The sequence below is a fragment of the Caulobacter sp. GW821-FHT12A07 genome (genome assembly GCF_058807655.1).
The window spans coordinates 82,953-102,574 of record NZ_JBXAQX010000013.1 but is presented as its reverse complement, the minus strand read 5'-3'; the positions used below and the strand labels follow the sequence as shown (position 1 = coordinate 102,574).

18 protein-coding genes are annotated in these 19,622 nt (G+C 70.8%); 8 read left to right on the top strand and 10 right to left on the bottom strand.

What is annotated here, in order from left to right; all coding sequences use genetic code 11:
- Window positions 1-51: 51 nt before the first annotated feature.
- Both AC1RRS_RS21740 and AC1RRS_RS21735 read right to left on the bottom strand, forming a co-directional pair.
- The gene (locus tag AC1RRS_RS21740; protein ID WP_492856972.1) at window positions 52-1,650 is read right to left on the bottom strand and encodes an FAD-binding oxidoreductase; all 1,599 of its coding nucleotides are present in this window, start codon (window positions 1,648-1,650) and stop codon (window positions 52-54) included.
- A gap of 40 nt (window positions 1,651-1,690) precedes the next feature.
- On the bottom strand, window positions 1,691-2,047 hold the full coding sequence (locus tag AC1RRS_RS21735; RefSeq protein WP_492856971.1) for a hypothetical protein: 357 nt from the start codon (window positions 2,045-2,047) through the stop codon (window positions 1,691-1,693).
- A gap of 202 nt (window positions 2,048-2,249) precedes the next feature.
- On the opposite strand from AC1RRS_RS21735, the gene AC1RRS_RS21730 reads away from it, so the two are divergent.
- The gene (locus AC1RRS_RS21730; protein ID WP_492856970.1) at window positions 2,250-3,695 is read left to right on the top strand and encodes a mannitol dehydrogenase family protein; all 1,446 of its coding nucleotides are present in this window, start codon (window positions 2,250-2,252) and stop codon (window positions 3,693-3,695) included.
- 144 nt (window positions 3,696-3,839) lie between these two features.
- On the opposite strand, the gene AC1RRS_RS21725 is transcribed toward AC1RRS_RS21730, so the two are convergent.
- From AC1RRS_RS21725 to AC1RRS_RS21710, 4 genes are all read right to left on the bottom strand, one after another.
- Window positions 3,840-4,397 (bottom strand): hypothetical protein, encoded by a 558-nt coding sequence (locus AC1RRS_RS21725; protein ID WP_492856969.1) that lies wholly within the window; start codon window positions 4,395-4,397, stop codon window positions 3,840-3,842.
- 66 nt (window positions 4,398-4,463) lie between these two features.
- A complete protein-coding gene (locus AC1RRS_RS21720; RefSeq protein WP_492857014.1) occupies window positions 4,464-5,024 on the bottom strand; it encodes a sugar transferase in 561 nt (186 codons plus the stop codon).
- A 7-nt stretch (window positions 5,025-5,031) separates the two neighbouring features.
- Entirely contained in the window at window positions 5,032-8,145 is a 3,114-nt protein-coding gene (locus tag AC1RRS_RS21715; RefSeq protein ID WP_492856968.1) for a polar localization protein TipN, read from the bottom strand.
- Between the two features lie 197 nt (window positions 8,146-8,342).
- Window positions 8,343-8,549 carry a hypothetical protein gene (locus AC1RRS_RS21710; RefSeq protein ID WP_487290993.1) on the bottom strand — a complete coding sequence of 69 codons (207 nt, stop codon included), beginning with the start codon at window positions 8,547-8,549 and terminating at the stop codon, window positions 8,343-8,345.
- A gap of 227 nt (window positions 8,550-8,776) precedes the next feature.
- Here AC1RRS_RS21710 and cysD point away from each other — a divergent pair, with 227 nt between their 5' ends.
- Window positions 8,777-9,748 (top strand): sulfate adenylyltransferase subunit CysD, encoded by a 972-nt coding sequence (cysD, locus tag AC1RRS_RS21705; RefSeq protein WP_492856967.1) that lies wholly within the window; start codon window positions 8,777-8,779, stop codon window positions 9,746-9,748.
- The gene (gene cysN / locus AC1RRS_RS21700; RefSeq protein WP_492856966.1) at window positions 9,748-11,655 is read left to right on the top strand and encodes a sulfate adenylyltransferase subunit CysN; all 1,908 of its coding nucleotides are present in this window, start codon (window positions 9,748-9,750) and stop codon (window positions 11,653-11,655) included. The genes cysD and cysN overlap by 1 nt, the downstream gene beginning before the upstream one ends.
- A 45-nt stretch (window positions 11,656-11,700) precedes the next feature.
- Here the strand turns inward: cysN and AC1RRS_RS21695 are convergent, their stop codons facing one another.
- The 3 genes from AC1RRS_RS21695 to metG form a co-directional block, all read right to left on the bottom strand.
- Window positions 11,701-12,219: a YcxB family protein gene (locus tag AC1RRS_RS21695; protein WP_492856965.1), complete on the bottom strand. Its 519-nt coding sequence runs from the start codon at window positions 12,217-12,219 to the stop codon at window positions 11,701-11,703.
- Window positions 12,220-12,320: 101 nt separating this feature from the next.
- Entirely contained in the window at window positions 12,321-13,487 is a 1,167-nt protein-coding gene (locus AC1RRS_RS21690; RefSeq protein WP_492856964.1) for an MFS transporter, read from the bottom strand.
- 158 nt (window positions 13,488-13,645) lie between these two features.
- Window positions 13,646-15,355, bottom strand: coding sequence for a methionine--tRNA ligase (gene metG, locus AC1RRS_RS21685; RefSeq protein WP_492856963.1), 1,710 nt, complete (start codon window positions 15,353-15,355; stop codon window positions 13,646-13,648).
- A 183-nt stretch (window positions 15,356-15,538) separates the two neighbouring features.
- On the opposite strand from metG, the gene AC1RRS_RS21680 reads away from it, so the two are divergent.
- From AC1RRS_RS21680 to AC1RRS_RS21670, 3 genes are read left to right on the top strand one after another with little or no spacing between them, the layout of a single operon-like run.
- The gene (locus AC1RRS_RS21680; protein ID WP_492856962.1) at window positions 15,539-16,357 is read left to right on the top strand and encodes a hypothetical protein; all 819 of its coding nucleotides are present in this window, start codon (window positions 15,539-15,541) and stop codon (window positions 16,355-16,357) included.
- 30 nt (window positions 16,358-16,387) lie between these two features.
- Window positions 16,388-17,335 (top strand): polysaccharide deacetylase family protein, encoded by a 948-nt coding sequence (locus AC1RRS_RS21675; RefSeq protein ID WP_492856961.1) that lies wholly within the window; start codon window positions 16,388-16,390, stop codon window positions 17,333-17,335.
- Window positions 17,332-18,162: a glycoside hydrolase family 16 protein gene (locus AC1RRS_RS21670; protein ID WP_492856960.1), complete on the top strand. Its 831-nt coding sequence runs from the start codon at window positions 17,332-17,334 to the stop codon at window positions 18,160-18,162. Before AC1RRS_RS21675 ends, AC1RRS_RS21670 begins: the two co-directional genes overlap by 4 nt.
- Here AC1RRS_RS21670 and AC1RRS_RS21665 read toward each other — a convergent pair.
- Entirely contained in the window at window positions 18,123-18,632 is a 510-nt protein-coding gene (locus AC1RRS_RS21665; RefSeq protein WP_492856959.1) for a hypothetical protein, read from the bottom strand. The genes AC1RRS_RS21670 and AC1RRS_RS21665 overlap by 40 nt on opposite strands.
- Before the next feature lie 147 nt (window positions 18,633-18,779).
- Between AC1RRS_RS21665 and AC1RRS_RS21660 the strand changes: the two genes are divergently transcribed.
- Together AC1RRS_RS21660 and AC1RRS_RS21655 are read left to right on the top strand one after the other, a co-directional pair.
- Window positions 18,780-19,373 (top strand): DUF2975 domain-containing protein, encoded by a 594-nt coding sequence (locus AC1RRS_RS21660; protein WP_492856958.1) that lies wholly within the window; start codon window positions 18,780-18,782, stop codon window positions 19,371-19,373.
- Window positions 19,373-19,609 (top strand): helix-turn-helix domain-containing protein, encoded by a 237-nt coding sequence (locus tag AC1RRS_RS21655; RefSeq protein WP_492856957.1) that lies wholly within the window; start codon window positions 19,373-19,375, stop codon window positions 19,607-19,609. The genes AC1RRS_RS21660 and AC1RRS_RS21655 overlap by 1 nt, the downstream gene beginning before the upstream one ends.
- Window positions 19,610-19,622 lie beyond the last annotated feature (13 nt).

Below are 19,622 nucleotides of genomic sequence, written 5' to 3'. Positions count from 1 at the left end.
CCCCTCAGTCGCTCTGCGACAGCTCCCCCAGTGGGGGAGCATCCAAAGCCCCTACCCCCGCGGGATCGCCTGGGCGAACCTGAACACCCGGTCGGGATCGACCGCCGCCTTGATCGCCTTCAGCCTCGGCAGGTTGTCGCCGTAGTAGGAGGTGGCGAAGTAGTCGGGCTTGGACGGATCCCTCGACAGGCCGGGGTCGGCGAAGTTCTGGTAGGCGCCGCCGCCGGCGCGCGGGCGCATGGTCCTGTAGAAGGCGTCCAGCCAGGCGTGGTTGGCCTTCATCCGGGCCTCGTTGTGCGAGTCCGCCTCGCCCCAATAGAGGCCGTTGACCATCAGCCAGCGGCTGTCGCGGTGGACGAAGGCGGTGTCGGCCTTGCCCACGGCGTTGATCTGGCCGCCGGTCTGAAAGAAGCGCAGGTCGCAATAGCCGTAGGTCCCCGGCCATTTGCGCAGGTGCTCGAGGCCCGCGGCCAGGTCGTCGGCCCCGAACCTGCGGTTGGTCACGAAGGCCGAACGCTCCTGGTAGAAGGTGGCGAAGCCGTCCTCGTGCAGGAAGTCCTGGGCCGGCCAGTAGAGCAGTTCCTCCACCCCCGCCCCGCCGGTCGGCTTGGCCAGGTCGAACACCGGCTGCAGCAGCTTCATCAGCGCATCACGCGGCCCGACGAACTGGCCCAGCAGGCTGATCGGCACGTCGTAGCCGGCCTTGACCTGCACCGGCGTCACCGCCCCGAACGACACCCGCGAGCCCAGGGCGTCAGGCGCCTCGTCCAGCACCGCTATCAGCTTGGCGCCCAGCTCGGCCACCGAGACCTTGGGATGCGGCGCGTCGGGCGTGCGGCTCCAGCTGAGGTCGAACACGGTGACGACCTTGCCCTTCACGTCGAAGGTCTGCAGCGAGAACGAGGTGCTGACGCCGAAATTGCCGCCGCCGCCGCCCTGGCTGGCCCAGAAGAGGTCGCGGTCCTTCGGGTCGGCCGCCTTGGGTGAAAGGCGGCGCAGCGAGCCGTCGGCCAGCACGATCTCGCTCTCGACCAGCTGGTCGCAGCCCAGGCCGTGGGCGCGCATGTTGAAGCCGATGCCGCCGCCCAGCAGGAAGCCGGCCGCGCCCACCGACGGACAGCGGCCGTGGGTCACGGCGCGGTCCTGGCTGCGCAACAGGCGATAGAGGTCGCGGTTGCGCGCGCCGGCTCCGGCCCGGGCCACGCCCGTGGCCGCGTCGTAGCTGGCCTGGCTGAGGCCGCCGGTGTCGAGCATCAGGCCCGTCGTCGTCGAATAGCCGGCGTAGGAGTGACCGCCGCCGCGCACGACCAGCGGCACGTCGTTCTGGCGCGCCCAACCGATGGCGAAAGCGACGTCGGCGGCCGAGCCGCAGCGAGCCACGCCCTGCGGCAGGGTCGCGGCGAACTCCAGATTGTTGGGCAGGGCGATGGCCTGGTAGTCGGCGTCCCAGGCCCGCAGCACCCCGCCGCTCAGGTTCCGCGCCAGGCGGTCCCACTCGCCCTCGGCCGGACCGGCCGGCGGCGTCGGATTGGCCGCGTGCAGCGGCGAGCGGGCCAGAGCGCTTCTCGGCGCCAGCGCCGCCCCCATGGCCAGCAGGCCGCCCGCGGCCAGGAAATCGCGCCGGCTGGCGAAATAGCGTTTCGTCTGCATCGTCTCCCCCAGATTTTTCTTCGAAACTCGTCGGCCGCGATCAGCGACAGTCGGCGGCCACCTTGGCCAGGGCCGTACCGCCGTCGCCCTTGGCGAACAGCGCCTGCTCCTCGGCCGGCAAGGTCGGCAGGGCCTGGGCGAAGCCGTTCTCGCGGCCGCGCGCATAGTCCTCCAGCACCGTCATCGCCGCCGGCGACAGCTGGGCCTGCAGCACATTGGCCGCGCAGGCGCAGCCGATCCGGTCGTACTTGAGGCCCAGGCCCGTGAGCTTGCCGTCGACGCAGGCCCGCGTCACCACGGCCCGCTGGGCGGCCGGAGCGTCGGCCTCGACCCGGTCGCAACTCGACGCCGCAACGCCCGACGCCAACACCGCCGCGATGATCAGAAACTTGCGCATGCTCTTCCCTTGCGGCGGCAAGCTTGGCGCTACAGCCTTCGGTTTTATGTGAAAAATATAACGCCGAGGCGCTTTCCGCCGGATCGCCGTTCCCAGCGTGCGATGCTGGCGAAGACAGGATTGCCACCGGTGTCTCGGCGCCGCATCTAGGCGTTCGGGCGGACGCCAGATCCGCCGAACCAGCATTATCGAGGCGCCCCCTGTGACCACCGACACCGCCAGCTCGTCCCTGCGCCTGAGCGCCGTCAGCTATCCGGCCGCCCTGCCCGGCACGGCCCTGCCAGGCTACGACCGCGACAAGGTGGAGATCGGCGTCGTCCACTTCGGTCCCGGCGCCTTCCACCGCGCCCACCAGGCCTTCTATTTCGACCGTCTGCTGGAGAGCGACCCGCGCTGGGGGATCTGCGCCGTCTCGCTGAAGAGCCCCGGCGTGCGAGACGCGCTCTCGCCCCAGGACGGCCTCTACACCCTGGCCCAGCTGGACCGCGAAACCAGCTTCCGCGTCATCGGCTCGATCCTGGAAGTGCTGGTCGCGCCGGAGGATCCCGAGGCCGTGTTCGCCCGCCTGGCCGCGCCGCAGACGCGCCTCGTCACCCTGACCGTCACCGAGAAGGGCTACTGCCTGACCGGCGAGGGCAAGCTCGACACCGGCCATCCCGACATCGTCCATGACCTGGCCTCGCCGCGCGGCCCGGTCAGCGCCGTGGGCTACATCGTCGAGGGCCTGCGTCGTCGCTTCGCCGCCGGCCTGCCGCCCTACGCGGTCGTCGCCTGCGACAACCTCGCCGACAACGGCTGGCGGCTGAAGGCGGCCACGATCGCCTTCGCCGAGGCGGTGGATCCGGCCCTGGCCTCGTGGATCGAGCAGAACGCCGCCTTCCCGCGCACCATGGTCGACAGCATCACCCCGGCCACCGACGACGCCCTGCGCGCCCGCGTCCAGGCCGCCACCGGCCTCTTCGACGCCTGGCCGATCCAGCGCGAGGCCTTCACCCAGTGGGTGGTCGAGGACGTTCTCGGAGACGGCGCCCCCGACCTCGCCTCCGTCGGCGTCACCCTGACCGACGACGTGCGCGGCTTCGAGCGGGCCAAGCTGCGGCTGCTGAACGGCGTGCACTCCACCCTGGCCTATGCCGGCCTGCTGAAGGGCCATGAGACTGTGTTCGAGGCGGTCGGCGACCCGGCCCTGGAGACCCTGGCCCGCGACCTGATGGTCCAGGACATCATCCCCACCCTGACCGCCCCGCGCGGCCTGGACCTCGTCGCCTACGCCGAGGCCATCCTCGACCGCTTCCGCAATCCCGAGATCCGCCACTTCCTGAGCCAGATCGCCTGGGACGGCTCGCAGAAGCTGCCGTTCCGCATCCTCGGCACGGTGAAGGACGCGCTGGAGGCCGGCCGACCGGTCGATCGCCTGGCCGTGCCGATCGCCGCCTGGTTCCATTTCCTGAAGAAACGCGCCGCCGAAGGCGTCGCCGTCACCGACCCGCTGGCCGACCGCCTGCTGGCCGTGGTCCAGGCCCTGCCGGGCGACGTGACGGGCGACGTGGCCGCGTTCCTGACGGTGGACGCGGTGTTCCCGGCCGAACTGGCGTCGAACGCAACGTTCGTGGCGGCGGTGGAGAAGGCTTACGGGGAGCTCGCCTAGTTAAATCCGCAAAACCCCCGCGAAAGCGGGGGCCCAGGCGTTTTATCGTCGAGCGCCGTGGGTTTCAGAAAAAGCCTGGGTCCCCGCTTTCGCGGGGATTTTGCGGATCCATGAACCCTCCGCATACGGAGCCCGCGCGGAAACTCAGCCGATGCTGCAGCTCAGCACGGCGCCCTCGGCCTGATCGCGCTCGACGGCGATCGTCACCTTCACGCCCGGAGGACCGCTGGTGTCGACGCGCCGGCCCTGCTGGCCCAGCCGGAAGCCGGCCGCATTGACCTCGCGCAGCACGTCTTCGAACGGCGCGTCGAAGCCGATCCACATGCGATTTCCGTAGCCCATCCAGCCGCCGACCGCGATCTGGCGCACCTTCAGGCCGCGCCAGGTTCCCGACAGGGGAACGATGGCGCGATAGGTGTCGCCGTTCATCTCCACGTCCGGCTCGCCGACCTGCGATCGGTAGGCTTCCGGAACCTGCGGGACGGCCGGCAGCACGGTCAGCTCCATGGGAGAGCCCTCGAACTTCACGACGCTGGTGGTCAGGCGCTGCAGGTCGGGCGCGGGCTGGCAGCGCGCGGCGTCCTTGAAGGCCAGCAGGCCGTCGAGCGGCGGCAGGGGCGGCGCTTTCTTCTGTTCGGCGCAGCCGGCCAGCGTCATCAGGGCGGCCGTCGCCAGGCCCGCGCCAAGTCCGATCTTCCGCATCACGCCCCCACTCGCCTCAAGGTTCAGCTTGGCCGATCCGGACACGCAGGCGCAAGACCCGAAGCGTCAGGCCCGCACGCCCTTGCCCAGCACCACCGGCGCCACGGTGCCCACCAGGATCTTCAGGTCGAACAGGAACGAGGCCCGGGCCAGATATTCGGCGTCCAGCGCCACCTTGTCGGGGATGGCCAGCTCGTCGCGGCCGTTGATCTGGGCCCAGCCGGTGACGCCGGGACGCAGGGCGTCGACGCCGGCGGCGGTGCGGGCGGCGACCAAGTCATCCTGGTTGAACAGGGCCGGGCGCGGGCCGACCAGGCTCATGTGGCCCACCAGCACGCTCCACAGCTGCGGCAGCTCGTCGAGGCTGGTCTTGCGCAGCAGCGGGCCGACCGGCGTCAGCCAGCGGACCGGGTCTTCCAGCAGGTGGGTGGCGACCTCGGGAGCGTCGATCCGCATGGTGCGGAACTTGGGCATGGGAAACAGGCGGTTGCCCCGCCCCACCCGCTGCGACCAGTAGAGCGCCGGCCCCGGCGAGGTGGCGCGCACCAGCGCCGCCACCGCCAACAGCGGCAGGGCCAGCACCAGCAGGCCCGCGGCCGAGGCGGCGAGGTCGAAGGCGCGCTTCAGCACCGGATCAGGCCAGGTCGCTGGCCGCCGCGTCCAGCAGCAGGTAGGCGCGGCCGGCTTCCGAGGCTAGCAGGGCGGCCACGAGGAAGCCCTCGCGATCCTGCTGGGCGGCCTCGTTGATCATGCCGGCGTAGCGGCGCACGAAGCGCTCGGCGTTGGACTTCAGCGGCGCGTCCGAGAACAGGCGGCGGACCAGGCGGCGGATGGCGGCCGGGGCCAGCTTCTTGACCACCTCGCGGGCGCCGTTCTCGTCGTGGGTCTGGATGGCGGCGGCGATCTCGTCGATGCGGCCGCGCGGCAGCAGGGCCGACGGGTCGATGCCCATGGCCAGGATCTCGCCGGCCAGCTTTTCACCGAGGGCCGCGTCGCCCGGCGAGCTGTTCTGGGCGTCGCCCAGCACGGTCTTCCAGCTCCAGCCCTCGTCCTGCGCGGGCTCGGCCGGCGCGGGCGCCGGACCACGGCCGCCGGCGGCGTCGAACATGGTGCGGAACTCGTCGTCAGTGGCCGTGGGCGTCAGCTTCAGGCGCTGGCGCGGCGGCGGCTCCAGCGGCGCGAAATCCTCGTTGGGATAGGGATAGGGCGCCGGCGGCGGGGTCTGGGCGCGCGGCGGCTGCGGCGCGGGCTGGACCGGCGGCGGAGGCGCCTGGCGCTGCTGCGGCGGCGGGGCCGGTTGCGGCGCGGGCTGGGGAGCCGGCTGCTGCGGCTGAGATTGCGGCTGGGGCGGACGCACCAGGCCGGCCGCGCCACGGTTCGACGGGGCGGCGAAGGTCGGCGTCGCGGCGGCGGCCGCGTTCATCGTGCTGACCGCCTCGCTGAGCATCTCGTAGTTGCGGCGCACGCGGTCCTGGAAGGCCTGGTCGATGGCCGCAGTCTCCTCGGCGGTCTTGCGGGCGGCGGCGCGCAGGTCGTCGATGCCCTTCTCGATCTGGGCGCGGACCTCGGCGGCGCGGGCCAGGGCCTCGCCCGGCAGGGCGGCGCTGCGCTGGCCGGCCTCGGCCAGGATGCGCTCCATCTCGGCGATCGAGCCGCGAGCGGTCTCGACGGTCTCGGCCAGCTTCTGGGCGGTGCGGGCGCCGGCCTGCTCGACCACCTGGGCCGAGCTCTCGATCAGGTCCCGGGCTTCCTGCATGCGGGATTCGAACACGGCGTCGGCCTTCTGGCCGGCCGAGAAGGCGATCTCGTTCAGCTGGTCGACGCGGCCGCGGGCGGTCTCGACGCGCAGTTCGACGCCCTCCCCGGCCCGCTGGGCGGCGTCGGTGATGGCGTTCATGGCGCGGGTCAGCTCGCCCTCGAGGTCGCCGCGACGGTCGGCGGCGGCGGCTTCCAGGCGGGCCAGAGCGGCTTGGGTCTCGGCGGCCAGGGCCTCGCGCTCGGCGCGGGCGGCCTCGGCCATCTCGCGCAGCTGGTCGCCGGACGAGACGATCAGGCCGCGTAGCACCTCGGCGCCCATGGCGGCGATGTCGCCGAGCTCGGAAGCGCCGACGCGGGTGTAGGCCACGAACTCGGTGAGCTGGGCGGTGCGGGTCTCGGTCTCGGAGGAGAAGTCCTCCTGGTCGGCGCGCAGGGCCTGGGCGGCGGCCACCAGGGCGGCGCGCTGCGAGGCCAGGCTGCGTTCGACATTGCCGATCTGGTCGCCGACGCCCTGGCCGGCGGTTTCCAGGCGGGCGATCTGGCGCGACAGGTCCTCGGCCCCGATGCGGGCGGCGTCCGAGGCCTCGGCGGCGGCGGCGGCCAGGTCGGCGGCGCGGGCGGCCAGCGCGGCCTCGGCTTCGCGGAGCTGGGTCTCGGCGAGGTCGGAGGCCTCGGCGACCATGCGGGCCTGGCTGCCGATGGCGTCGACCACCGAGGTCGACTGGGCGTCCAGCGTGGTCGACAACGCCTGCATGGCGCTGCGTTCGTGGCCCAGGCCCTCGGCCAGTTGCTTGGCCATCCGGCTGGAGGTGTCGGCGGCCTCGACCAGACGGGCGGTCTCTTCGGCGAGCGCCTGGCGCAGGGTGACGATGCGCTCGCGGGCGGCGTCGGCGGCGCTGGTGGCCGCGTCGATCTGGCCGCTGAGGGCGTCGACCACGCCGGTGGCGCCGGCGGCGGCCAGGGTGGCCGGGGTCAGCAGCTGGTCGGTCAGCTCACGGGTGCGGCGCAGCTCGGCCGACACGCCCAGCGCCTGGCGCAGCATGTAGGCGGCCAGCAGGATAAAGGCGGCCGGACCGGCGGCCAGGGCCGAGAACACCGCCATGGTGATCGGCATCGGCAGGCTGGGGCCGTAGCCGAGGGCGAACATCACCGGCGCCACGGCCCACAGGGCGGCGACGCAGACGGCCAGGCTCCAATAGACGCCGCCGGGCATCGGCTTGCGCTCGGTCGTCTCGGAGAGGGCATGGACCCGGCGTTCGGGCGTCTGGGCCGAAGACTGGGCGACCGACTGCTTGGCCGGCTCCGGCCTGGCGGGCGGTTCGGGCTCGACGCGCGGGGCCGGCGGCTGGGCGGCGGCTGGCGCGGTCAGGAAGGTGGGCAGCGGCGACAGGTCGTCGGCCGTGGGCGCGCTGGCCTGTTCGCGTTCGCGCTCGGCCTTCAGGCGGGCGCGCATCGAACCGTACTGCGGAGCGGGCTCTGGCTCAGGCGCCGGCGCGGGTTCCGGCTCCGGCGGCGCGGCCTCGGCGACCGGTTCCGGCGCGATCGGCTCGAACTTGGGAGCCGGCGGCGGCTCCGGGTCCGGCGTCTTGTTCGTGCGGAAGAACGAGCGGCGGGCCGTGGTGCGATCCTCGCGCAGCACCGGCTCGAACGGGTCGGGCGTCGGGGCCTCGGGCTCTGGCGCGGGTTCGGACGCGACCGACGAAGTCAGCGGCTCGGGGACCGGCTCGGCGGAGGGCTCGGCCTGAGGCTCGGGCGCCTGGTACGACGGCGGACGCGCGCCACGCGGCGGCGCGGCCAGGAACCCGGTCTCGGGATCGGCGATGTCGAGATCGTTGTCGGGCTCGGTGACCGGCGCGTCGGGATCCGGCTCCTGGAACGAGGCAACAAGTGAGTCGGCTTCGGGCAGACCAGAAGGGGGCGCCGCATCCTCGCGGGGCGTCTCCACCGGCAGGGTGGAAAAGTCGAGCGGTCGGCGCTTCTTAGGCTTCATACGCAGCCACTGTCCCAAGGCGAACGGTGAGGGGGCCTCTCACAGCGACACAGCGCGCAAGCCCCTTCTTCGCGCAGGCGAGTAAACCTAGCCGCGAATGACGCCTGCGCCTAGCCGCTTGCAACGGTTTTCCCCAAAGCCGGCCATGCCTTACGCGCGCCGAAGGGGCTTTTCGAGGCGCTCTCGGGGCGGACGGATCAGGCGCGGACGACGCCCGCGGCGCGCTCGGGACAGACGATCCGCGGCGGCGTGTCGATGCGCGCGGCGTCGCGCGGCGTGCGCGCCACGGTGCGTTCGGCCTTGGGCTTGGGCATCTTGCTTTCGATGACCACGCCGAACTGGCACAGGGCCATGGCGGAAAGCCACAGCACGATCGCCGCGAAGATTTCAGTCAGGAATGACATCGGTTCACCCGTCGGTCCGATACCGTCGTTATGCAGCAACCTACGGCCAGGCTCGAATGAACTTTTGGTCATGTTGCCGCAACGGGGCGCCCACACAAGCTTACAGCGACCCTAGATTTCTGCGCCTTGCCCGCGAGGCCCCGGAGACCTAGGTCGCAGGCTCCCCCGGTTCTTCGTCGGAAAGCCGCCTGGCGCCGATGAAGTTTTTCTGTTTGCGGACGACTGTCTTGCCCCTTACCCAGCTTGCACCTCAGGCGTCCGCCGTCGCTTTCGAGCCGCCTATGCCCGCAATCACGCCCGCTCGCCTGACCCACCTGCAGCGCCTGGAAGCCGAGAGCATCCACATCATGCGCGAGGTCGCGGCCGAGTGCGAAAACCCGGTCATGCTGTACTCGATCGGCAAGGACAGCGCGGTGATGCTGCACCTGGCCGCCAAGGCGTTCTATCCCAGCAAGCCGCCCTTCCCGCTGCTGCACGTCGACACGACCTGGAAGTTCAAGGCGATGTACGAGCTGCGCGACAAGGTCGCCGAGCAGCTCGGCTTCGACCTGCTGGTCCACAAGAACCCCGAGGCCGAGGCGCGCGGCATCAACCCGTTCGACCACGGCAGCGCCCTGCACACCGACCTCTGGAAGACCGAAGGCCTCAAGCAGGCCCTGGCCAAGTACGGCTTCGACGCGGCCTTCGGCGGCGCCCGCCGCGACGAGGAGAAGAGCCGCGCCAAGGAGCGCGTGTTCAGCTTCCGCTCGGCCGAGCAGCGCTGGGACCCGAAGAACCAGCGCCCCGAGCTCTGGAAGCTCTACAACACCCGCAAGCACCCGGGCGAAAGCCTGCGCGTCTTCCCGATCTCCAACTGGACCGAGCTGGACGTCTGGCAATACATCCACCTGGAAAACATCCCGATCGTGCCGCTCTACTTCTCGGCCCCGCGGCCGGTGGTCGAGCGCGACGGCGCGCTGATCATGGTCGACGACGAGCGCTTCCGCCTGCGCGAGGGTGAAGAGCCGCAGATCAAGAGCGTCCGCTTCCGCACCCTCGGCTGCTACCCGCTGACCGGCGCCGTCGAGAGCACCGCTTCGACCCTGCCCGAGATCATCCAGGAGATGCTCCTGACCACCACCAGCGAGCGCCAGGGGCGGGTCATCGACCACGACCAGTCCGCCTCGATGGAGAAGAAGAAGCAGGAGGGCTACTTCTGATGGCTCACCAATCCGCCCTCATCGCCGAAGACATCGAAGCCTATCTCGAGGCCCACCAGAACAAGTCGCTGCTGCGCTTCATCACCTGCGGCAGCGTCGACGACGGCAAGTCCACCCTGATCGGCCGGCTGCTCTACGACAGCAAGATGATCTTCGAGGACCAGATGGCCGCCCTCGAGGCCGACTCCAAGCGCGTGGGCACGCAAGGCGGGGCGATCGACTTCGCCCTGCTGGTCGACGGCCTGGCCGCCGAGCGCGAGCAGGGCATCACCATCGACGTCGCCTACCGGTTCTTCTCGACCGACAAGCGCAAGTTCATCGTCGCCGACACCCCCGGCCACGAGCAGTACACCCGCAACATGGTCACCGGCGCCTCGACCGCCGACGCGGCCGTGATCCTGATCGACGCGCGCAAGGGCGTGCTGACCCAGACCCGCCGCCACTCCTACCTCGTTAGCCTGCTGGGCATCCGCAACGTGGTGCTGGCGGTCAACAAGATGGACCTGGTCGACTGGGACCAAGCGGTGTTCGACGCCATCGTCGCCGACTACCGCGCCTTCGCCGAGAAGATCGGCCTGAACGTCTTCACCCCGATCCCGATCTCGGGCCTGGGCGGCGACAACATGGCCGTGCGCAGCGAGCACACGCCGTGGTTCGACGGCCCGATCCTGATGGACTGGCTGGAGAGCGTCGAGGTCGAGGACAGCCTGCAGGCCCAGCCGTTCCGCATGCCGGTGCAGTGGGTCAACCGCCCGAACCTGGACTTCCGCGGCTTCTCGGGCCAGCTGGCCTCGGGCGTCGTGAAGCCTGGCGACCGGGTCAAGGTGCTGCCCTCGGGCCGCGAGAGCCGGGTGTCGCGCATCGTCACCCTGCCGGGCGACCTCGACCAGGCCGTCGCCGGCCAGTCGGTGACCATCACCCTGGCCGATGAAGTCGACGTCAGCCGCGGCGACGTGCTGGTCGCCGCCGACAGCCCGTCGGCCGTCGCCGGCCAGTTCGAGGCCACCCTGGTGTGGATGGACGACGAGCCCCTGCCCCCGGGCCGCTCCTACCTGCTGAAGATCGGCGCGCGCCTGGTCGGCGCCAGCGTCACAGAGATCAAGCATCGGGTGAACGTCAACACCCTGGAGCACACGGCCGCCAAGCGGCTGGAGCTCAACGAGATCGCCCACGTCAACATCTCGCTCGACCAGGCCATCCCGTTCGAGGCCTATGCCGACAACCGGGATCTGGGCGGCTTCATCCTGATCGACCGGATCAGCAACCGCACCGTCGGCGCGGGCCTGCTGAACTTCGCCCTGCGCCGGGCCGACAACATCCACTGGCAGCACACCGACGTCTCCAAGGCCTCGCGCGCGGCCCTCAAGAGCCAGCGCGGCCGGGTGGTCTGGCTGACGGGCCTGTCGGGCGCGGGCAAGTCGACCATCGCCAACCTGGTGGAAAAGCGCCTGCACGCCCTGGGCCGCCACACCTACCTGCTGGACGGCGACAACGTCCGCCACGGCCTCAACAAGGACCTCGGCTTCACCGAGGAAGACCGCGTCGAGAACATCCGCCGGGTGGCCGAGGTCGCCAAGCTGATGGTCGACGCCGGCCTGATCGTGCTGACCGCCTTCATCTCGCCCTACCGGGCCGAGCGCCGCCTGGCGCGCGAGATCCTCAACGACGGCGAGTTCGTCGAGGTGTTCGTCGACACCCCGCTGGCCGTGGCCGAGAGCCGCGACGTCAAGGGTCTCTACAAGAAGGCGCGTTCGGGCCAGCTGAAGAACTTCACCGGCATCGACAGCCCTTACGAGGCGCCCGAGGCGGCCGAACTGGTCATCGACACGACCAAGGTCGATCCGGTGGCCGCGGCCGAGCGGATCGTCGAGTGGCTGGAAGGCCAGGAGATCGCCTACGAGATCTAGGGAAGACGGCCGCCTTTCGCCTCTATGCGAAGGGCGGCCCCTCGCCTAGTTCAGCTTGCGCTTCTTTCCCGCCTTGCCGAGCGCGGCGGTCAGGCTGCCGCGGATTTCCGCGACCTGCGCGTCCGACAGCACCCGCTTGGGCAGCGTATTGATGACGTTATCGCTGTGGAACAGCACGAAGACGGCGTCGTCCTCCAGCCAGCGGATGTAGTCGCCCCAGGCCAGACGGCTGTGCCCCGTGGCGGCGGCCATGGTCATGCCCTCGGCGTCCCACGTCGCGGTGATCTCGCCCGACAGCCCCTTCTGCTGCTTCAGGATCCGCTTGGCGTTGCGGGGCAGGATCACCCAGTTGACCGCGCTGTTGGCGATGATCAGGACGACTGCGACGCCAAGCAGGGTGTTGTTCTCGTACGGCAGGATTTCCCAGCCGAACTCGACGACGTCAGGCCAGACCAACGCCCCGTACATGGCGAGGAGCAGGAACGGGCAGGCAAGGCTTATCCAGATGAAGACGTTACGTCGGCGCTGCAGACGCCAGGCCGCGAGCAGATCTCGCTGCGTCATTTGGAACACGGTGGACGACATGACGACGCTCGCACGACAAAACCCAGGGCTGTCCGCCTAGCCCACCTCTCCCATAAAGCCAAGCTTGCCGGAGCCGCGCCTCAGGCGGCCGCCTTCACCCGCGCGCTTCGGCCCAGCACCAGGGCGCCGACAAGGCCCGCCGCCCCCAGCGCCGCCATCGCCCAGTAGCCCTTCACGCCCAGGGCGTCGAACAGCGGCCCCGAGGCCAGGGTCGCCGCGCCCAGGGTGAAGCCCTGCGACACCGCCGAGTTCAGGGCCTGGGCGGCCGAGGCGCTGCGGGGCGGCGTCAGGCGCTCGATCAGCTGCAGCGAGGCCAGGAAACTGGCGGCGAAGGTGAAGGCGTGCAGCATCTGCAGCGGGAACAGCGCCCACAGCGGCGGGGCGAAGGCGTAGGCGGTCCAGCGGATCACCGCCGCGCCGGCGCCCATGGCCAGCAGCTTGCCGGGGCCAACCCGTCGTCGCCACGGCTCCAGGAACCACATGAACCCGACCTCGGCCGCGACGCCGACGCCCCACAGCACGCCGATCACCGGCTCGGGGATCTCCTGCTTGCGCCAGAGGATGGTCGAGAAGCTGTAGTAGAAGCCGTGCGCGCCCTGGATCAGGCCGGCGGTGACCACCGCCAGCACGAACACCCGGTCGGTCAGCAGTTGGCCCAGGCCCTTCCAGCGCTCGCGCTTGGGCGGGGCCTCGCCCTCCTCGTGCACCTGCTCGGCCGGCACCAGGACGAAGGCCGCCGCCGCCGCCAGCAGGGCCGCGACGGTGATCCAGACGACGATGACGTCGGCTCCGGCGATCGTCAGCACCACGCCCATGACCAGGTTGGCGGCGATGAAGGCGCTGGAGCCGCTGCCGCGCGGCAGGCCGTAGTTGAAGCCCTCCAGCCGCGCCCGGCGCAGGGTGACCACGTCGATCAGCGGCGAGATGGTCGAGAGCAGCGTCGCGCCCAGCAGCCAGCAGATCAGCAGCCCCCAGAAGCCGGGCGCTATGAGCATGGCGAGGTAGGCGACGGCGGCGGCCACCGCCAGCAGGATCATCGGCGAGCGGCGCAGCTTGAAGCCGTCGGCCCACACCGCCAGCACCGGTCCAGTGAACGGCTTGAGCAGCAGGGGCGCGGCCAGCACGGCGCCGATCTCGGCCCCCGACAGGCCCTTGGCCCGCAGGAAGGTGGCGATGTAGGGCAGGCTCACGCCCGTGCCCAGATAGATGGCCACGTAGAACAGGCAGAGGCGGACGACGAGCGGCATGGCCGTCCCGTAGATCGGTGTGCGGCGAAGGGGAAGGCGTTTCGCGTGGAAAGCCCCCTCAGTCGCTCCGCGACAGCTCCCCCAGAGGGGGAGCATCTACGCCGCGCCGACCAGATCCTCCCCCTCTGGGGGAGGTGGCCCGGAGGGCCGGAGGGGGCCTACTCCGCCCCGCCGAAGCGGGCGGCCCATTCGGCGATCATGTCTTCGTCGATCTTCTTGAACAGCACCTCCGGCGCACGCACCGCCTGGCCGGCGGGCACGGTCGAGAGCTCGGCGGCGACGTCGGCGGTCGGCCACGCCGGCGGCCACGCCTGGGCGAAGGCCTCGCCGATCTTCTCGGCGGCGAACGGGATGAACGGCGCGGATATCCGGGCGTAGAGGGCGGCCAGGTTCAGGGCCGTGCGGACGATCACGGCGGCGCGGTCGCGGTCGGTCTTGATCGCCGTCCACGGGGCGGCTTCCTGCAGGTACTCGTTGCCGACCACCCACAGGGCCCGCAGCGCCTGGGCGCTCTTGCGGATCTCGATGGCGTCCATCTGCTCGGACAGGTCGGCCAGGCGCGCGGCGACGTCGGCGTAGAGCTTCTCCTCAAGCGGGCCGATCTCGCCGCCCTCGGGCACGAGGCCGTCGAACTTGCTCTCGTTGAACTTCAGGATGCGGTTGACGAAATTGCCCAGCACGTCGGCCAGGTCGCGGTTCACGGCGCTGGCGAACTGCTCCCAGGTGAAGGCCGTGTCGCTGCCTTCCGGCGAGTTCGAGGTCAGGTACCAGCGCCACAGGTCGGGCGGCAGGATGTCGAGCGCCGCGTCCATGAACACGCCGCGCTTGTTGCTGGTCGAGAACTTGCCGCCGTACCAGTTCAGCCAGTTGAAGGCCTTGAGCATGTCGACGCTCTTCCACGGCTCTTCGGAGCCGAGGATGGTGGCCGGGAAGCTGACGGTGTGGAACGCCACGTTGTCCTTGCCCATGAACTGGACGTAGCGGACGTCGTCGGCGCCGGCGTCGGTGCGCCACCACGAGCGCCAGTCGCGATCGGCGCCCGCCTCGGCCCATTCCTGGGTGGCGGCGATGTATTCGATCGGCGCGTCGAACCAGACGTAGAAGACCTTCTCCTCCATGCCCGGACGCGGCAGGCCGTCCTTGGTCACCGGCACGCCCCAGGCGAGATCCCGGGTGATGCCGCGATCGATCAGGCCTTCGTCCAGGTGCTTGTAGGCGATCGACTTGGCCAGGGTCGGCCAGTCGGGATGGCTGTCGACCCAGGCGCGGATGCGCTCGGCCATCTTGGTCTGCAGCAGGTAGAGGTGCTTGGTGTCGCGCACCTCCAGGTTCCGCGAGCCCGAGATCACCGAGTACGGGTCCTTCAGGTCGGTCGGGTCCAGCAGGTTGCCGCAGTTGTCGCACTGGTCGCCGCGCGCCTTCTCGAAGCCGCAGTGCGGACAGGTGCCCTCGATGTAGCGGTCGGGCAGGAAGCGGCGGTCGTCGATCGAGTAGACCATCTGGTCGACCCGCTCCTCGATCAGACCCTGGGCTTCCAGCACCTCGGCGAAGTGCTGGGTCAGGCGATGGTTCTGCGGCGAGGACGAGCGGCCGAAATGGTCCCACGACAGGCCGAAGGCGCGGCCCACGTCGTGCTGCAGCACGTGCTGCTCTTCGCAATAGGTCGCCACGTCCTGGCCGGCGGCCGAGGCGGCCAGCTCGGCCGGGGTGCCGTGCTCGTCGGTGGCGCAGATGTAGAGGGTGTCGTGGCCCCGGGCCCGCTGGAAGCGCGCATAGACATCGGCCGGCAGCATCGACCCCGCGAGGTTCCCCAGGTGCTTGATGCCGTTGATGTACGGCAGGGCCGAGGTGATCAGGATGCGGGCCATGGGACGGGGCGTCTTTCCGGGGGCGAACAACGAACAGGAAGCGTCCGCATATAGAAGCCCCCGCGCCGAAGGGAAAGCTTCGCCGGACGACCGCAACCTCGCCGCGCGGCGAAATCACAGGCTCGCGCGTTTGGCGTTTTCGGGTTTGGATGGGCGCGCCCCTCTTCCCCGACCGGAGGACGCATGTTCCGACGCCGCCTGCCGCTGCTGCTGCTCGTCCTGGCCGTACTGCTCGCCGGCGGCTGGTGGTGGTGGCGTGAACGTCCCGATCCTTCGGTCATGCATGTCTTCCCCGGCGTGCGCGGTCCGGCCAAGGCCTCGAAGATCGTCGAGCCGCCCCGCACCCGCATCGCCCAGTTCGACAAGGGCGGCCCGCACCGCCTGGCCATACTGGTCACCGACCCGCAGTCGGGGTGGCTGGGCCTGGTGCGCGGCTTCCGCGCCCACGGCGTGCCGATCACGGTCACGGAGGATCCCGCCAAGGCCCTGACCCACAAGGTGGTGCTGGTCTATCCGATCGTCTCGGGCCGGGTGCTGACCGCCGAGCAGCTGCGCGCCCTGGCCCAGCACGTTCGCGACGGCGGCACCGTGCTGGCCTTCAACCTGGCGGGCGGCGGCCTGGGCGAGCTGTTTGGCGTCGGCCCGGGAACCGAGGCCTCGTCCCGCCTGCGGATGCGCTGGAGCCAGGCCACGGGCGAGCCGGAGGCCGACGAGATCGTCGTCTCCTCCGCCGGCGAAGCCAAGGTCGCCAGCGTCGGCTACGCGCCGGGAACGGCGCAGGTCGCCGCCCGCTTCGACGACGGCTCGACAGCCGCCGCTTGCCGCCAGGTCGGCGGCCAGGCCTGCGTCCTGGGCGTGGATCTCGGCTCGTTGGCCCAGCGTTCGATGAACGGCCGGGCCGAAGCGCTGGCCCGGCGCTACGTCAACGGCTACGAGCCCTCGCTCGACAGCCTGTTCCGCTGGGTGCGCGACCTCTACGTGGCCGGCGAGCCCATGCCCTAGCTGGTCTCCACCGCCCCGGCCGGCAAGCAGGTGTCGATCCTGTTCACCCACGACGTCGACTACGGCCCGTCGGTGCATAACGCCCTGGCCTATGCTGACGCCCTGAAGGCGCGCGACATCCGCGGGACCTTCTACGTCCAGACCAAGTACATGAAGGACTACAACGACAAGGTGTTCTTCGACGACGCGGCGGTAGCCGACGTGAAGGGGCTGCTGGCGCGCGGCCAGGAGGTGGGCAGCCACACCGTCGCCCACTCCGGAGCCTTCGAGCACGCCATGCCGCTGGGCGACGGCCGCGAGCGCTATCCCCGCTACCGGCCGTTCGTCGAGACGGTCGACACCGTCCGGGGCGCGTCGATCCTCGGCGAGCTGCGGGTGTCGAAGTTCCTGCTGGAGCGGTTGGCGGGCGCGCGGGTCGTCTCGTTCCGACCGGGGCGCCTGGCCTATCCCTTCACCCTGCCCCAGGCCCTGGACGCCAGCGGCTACCGCTATTCCTCGTCGATCACCGCCAACACCGTGCTGACCCACCTGCCCTTCCAGCTGACCGACGGACGGGCGGACGGCGCGTTGCAGCCGGTGTTCGAGTTCCCGGTCGCCATCGAGGACGAGGCGCCGCCGGCCCTGCTGCAGCGGCTCGACGCCGCCGACGCCCTGGTGGCCAGGGTGGCCCGCGACCGGGGCGTGGTCACCGTGCTGATCCACCCCAACACGGTGGGCGACAAGCTGGCCTTCGAGGCGGCCCTGGCCGACCGCTGGAAGGGCCGGGCCTGGATGGGAGCGACCGACCGCTTCGGCGACTGGTGGTCGGCCCGCGACGCCCTGGAGCTGGACGTCGAGCCGCGCGGCGCCGGCTGGACCCTGACCGCCGCCGCGCCCCGGGCCGTGTCGGGCGTGGAGATCCTGCTGCCCAAGGCGGCCAATAAGGCCGTGACCCTGGCCCTGCCGGAGGGCGGCCGCTCGACGACGGCGATCCCGTGATCCGGCTGGCCCTGCTGCTGGCCATGCTCGCCGTCCCGGCCGTGGCCGCGCCACGCCTGATCTGGTCCGACGAGTTCGACAGCGAGCGGCTCGATCCCGCCAGGTGGGCGGCGTCGAACGACTGCTGGGGCGGCGGCAACGAGGAGCGCCAGTGCTACACGCCCGCCGCCGTCTCGGTGTCTAGCGGGGTGCTGCGCCTGACCGCGCGACGGGCCAGGACCACCGGCCCGGCCGTTCGCGACGCCGCCCCCGGCGCGCCCCGCGTCGTCCGCGACTACGCCTCGGGCAGGATCCATACCAAGGGCCTGGCCTCGTTCCGCTACGGCCGCATCGAGGTGCGCGCCAAGCTGCCGCTGGGCCAGGGCCTGTGGCCGGCGATCTGGATGCTGCCCGAGCACGACAACTACGGCCCCTATCCGCTATCGGGCGAGCTCGACATCGCCGAGGCGGTGAACCTGGGCGTCCGCTGCCTGTCCTGCCGCGACGTGGTGCGAGCGGCGGCGCACCACGGCCCGACCCTGGCCGCCAACCGCAGCGACAGCGCCGAGACCCGGCTCGATGACCTGACGACCTTCCACGTCTTCGCCCTGGACTGGACGCCGCGCCGGCTGACCTGGTCTATCGACGGCAAGCCCTATTTCAGCCGCCCGGGCGGGCGGCCCTTCGACGAGCGCTTCCACCTGATCCTGAACCTGGCGGTCGGCGGGCGCTGGGCCGAGACGACGGGCCGCAAGGGCGTCGACGACGCCGCCCTGCCCGAAAGCCTGCTGGTCGACTGGGTGCGGGTCTACGGCGGCGACGAGGCGGGCGCGACGTCGATCCGATAGCCCGCGCCCGCCGGCGCATAGCGGAACAGCAGGCCGCCCAGGGCCGCGTCGGCGGGCTCCGAGGCGTCGGAGAAGATCTGCAGCCGCTTGGCGACAGCCTCGGCATCGGAGACTAGGTGTGGCGGGGCGACGGCGACCACGAAGTCGCGGATCGGCGAGCCCTTCTCCACCGAGGCCGGCCGCTCGGCGACGACCAGCGTGTAGCTGACCGCCTCGCCGTTTGCCGCGTCACGGGCGGTCAGGACGATCCCCTCGCCCGCCGTCGCCGTCCACACCGCCGGACCGGCGCCCGACCATTCGGCCTTGGGTCCGAAGAAGCCCTTGGGCGTCATGCGGTTCAACAGGGTGGCCTTGGCCGGCAGGCCGTTGGCCTGCCAGATCGCCAGCTTCGAGGCGTCCTTGACGCCGTTGGGCAGGCAGGCGGCAAGGGGCGAAAGCCCCAGGGCCAGAACCATCAATCGTCGCCGCATGCCGCGCCCTCCCCGCTTGCTCCGACTTCAATGGTCCAGCCCCGTCCGTGTTCCTCGCCCCGTCGCGATCGACCACCAATTCATATCGTTTGACAGAAATTATTTTCTGTAAGAACGATGATCCATCGAAGCCCAGGGGAGGTTTCCGTGTCCACCGTCGTCTCGCTGCGACCGCCGCCGGTCGCGCCGCCGCCCTCGGCCAGCCATCACCGGCTGCGGCTGGGCAGCCGCGCCCCGGCCTGGCTGCTCACCGCCCTGCTGGCGCTCACGGGCCTGATCGCCGGCGTGCTGATCCTGGCGGTGCTGGCCTGGCCGGGCGAGAATTTCCGCATCGGCCCGACGGCGGCCTGGATCGGCAAGGGACCGCCGGACTCGGTGGCCTTCGCCTCGCTGTCGCTCCCGCACCGCACCGCCTACGCCCTGGTCGGCACGTTACGCATCGCGCCGGTGCTGGCGATCCTGGCCCACCTGCGGGCGCTCTTTCTGCTCTATGCCGGCGGCGAGGTGTTCGGCGCGGCCAACGCCCGCCACATCGGCCGGGTCGGCGCCTGGCTGTGCGCCTACGCCGTCTCGCCGTTCCTCTGCCACCTCTTCCTGTCGGCGACCGGCTGGGAGATCGACAGGAACTGGTTCCACCTCTCGAGCATCCAGGGCCTGATCCTGGGCCTGCTGGTCTTCGTCATCGCCCAGGTGATGCAGGTCGGCCGCGAGATCGAGGAAGACCGGGACGCGTTCGTCTGATGCCGATCCTCGTCCGCCTCGACGTCATGCTGGCCCGCCGCAAGGTGCGCTCCAACGTACTCGCCCGCGCCGTCGGCATCACCGACGCCAACCTGTCGTTGCTGAAGTCGGGGAAGGTGAAGGGCCTGCGCCTCTCCACCCTCGACGCCATCTGCCGCTACCTCGACTGCCAGCCGGGCGACATCCTGGAATACCTGCCTGACGACGGCGTCGAAGAGATCCGCGACGCGGGCTGAGCCACGCCCTTCC

Bases quoted from the DNA above. Each gene is read 5' to 3' on its own strand.
- AC1RRS_RS21740 (WP_492856972.1), bottom strand. From the start codon at position 1,650: ATGCAGACGAAACGCTATTTCGCCAGCCGGCGCGATTTCCTGGCCGCG.
- AC1RRS_RS21735 (WP_492856971.1), bottom strand. From the start codon at position 2,047: ATGCGCAAGTTTCTGATCATCGCGGCGGTGTTGGCGTCGGGCGTTGCG.
- AC1RRS_RS21725 (WP_492856969.1), bottom strand. From the start codon at position 4,397: ATGCGGAAGATCGGACTTGGCGCGGGCCTGGCGACGGCCGCCCTGATG.
- AC1RRS_RS21715 (WP_492856968.1), bottom strand. From the start codon at position 8,145: ATGAAGCCTAAGAAGCGCCGACCGCTCGACTTTTCCACCCTGCCGGTG.
- AC1RRS_RS21710 (WP_487290993.1), bottom strand. From the start codon at position 8,549: ATGTCATTCCTGACTGAAATCTTCGCGGCGATCGTGCTGTGGCTTTCC.
- cysN (WP_492856966.1), top strand. From the start codon at position 9,748: ATGGCTCACCAATCCGCCCTCATCGCCGAAGACATCGAAGCCTATCTC.
- AC1RRS_RS21695 (WP_492856965.1), bottom strand. From the start codon at position 12,219: ATGACGCAGCGAGATCTGCTCGCGGCCTGGCGTCTGCAGCGCCGACGT.
- AC1RRS_RS21690 (WP_492856964.1), bottom strand. From the start codon at position 13,487: ATGCCGCTCGTCGTCCGCCTCTGCCTGTTCTACGTGGCCATCTATCTG.
- metG (WP_492856963.1), bottom strand. From the start codon at position 15,355: ATGGCCCGCATCCTGATCACCTCGGCCCTGCCGTACATCAACGGCATC.
- AC1RRS_RS21680 (WP_492856962.1), top strand. From the start codon at position 15,539: ATGTTCCGACGCCGCCTGCCGCTGCTGCTGCTCGTCCTGGCCGTACTG.
- AC1RRS_RS21665 (WP_492856959.1), bottom strand. From the start codon at position 18,632: ATGCGGCGACGATTGATGGTTCTGGCCCTGGGGCTTTCGCCCCTTGCC.
- AC1RRS_RS21655 (WP_492856957.1), top strand. From the start codon at position 19,373: ATGCCGATCCTCGTCCGCCTCGACGTCATGCTGGCCCGCCGCAAGGTG.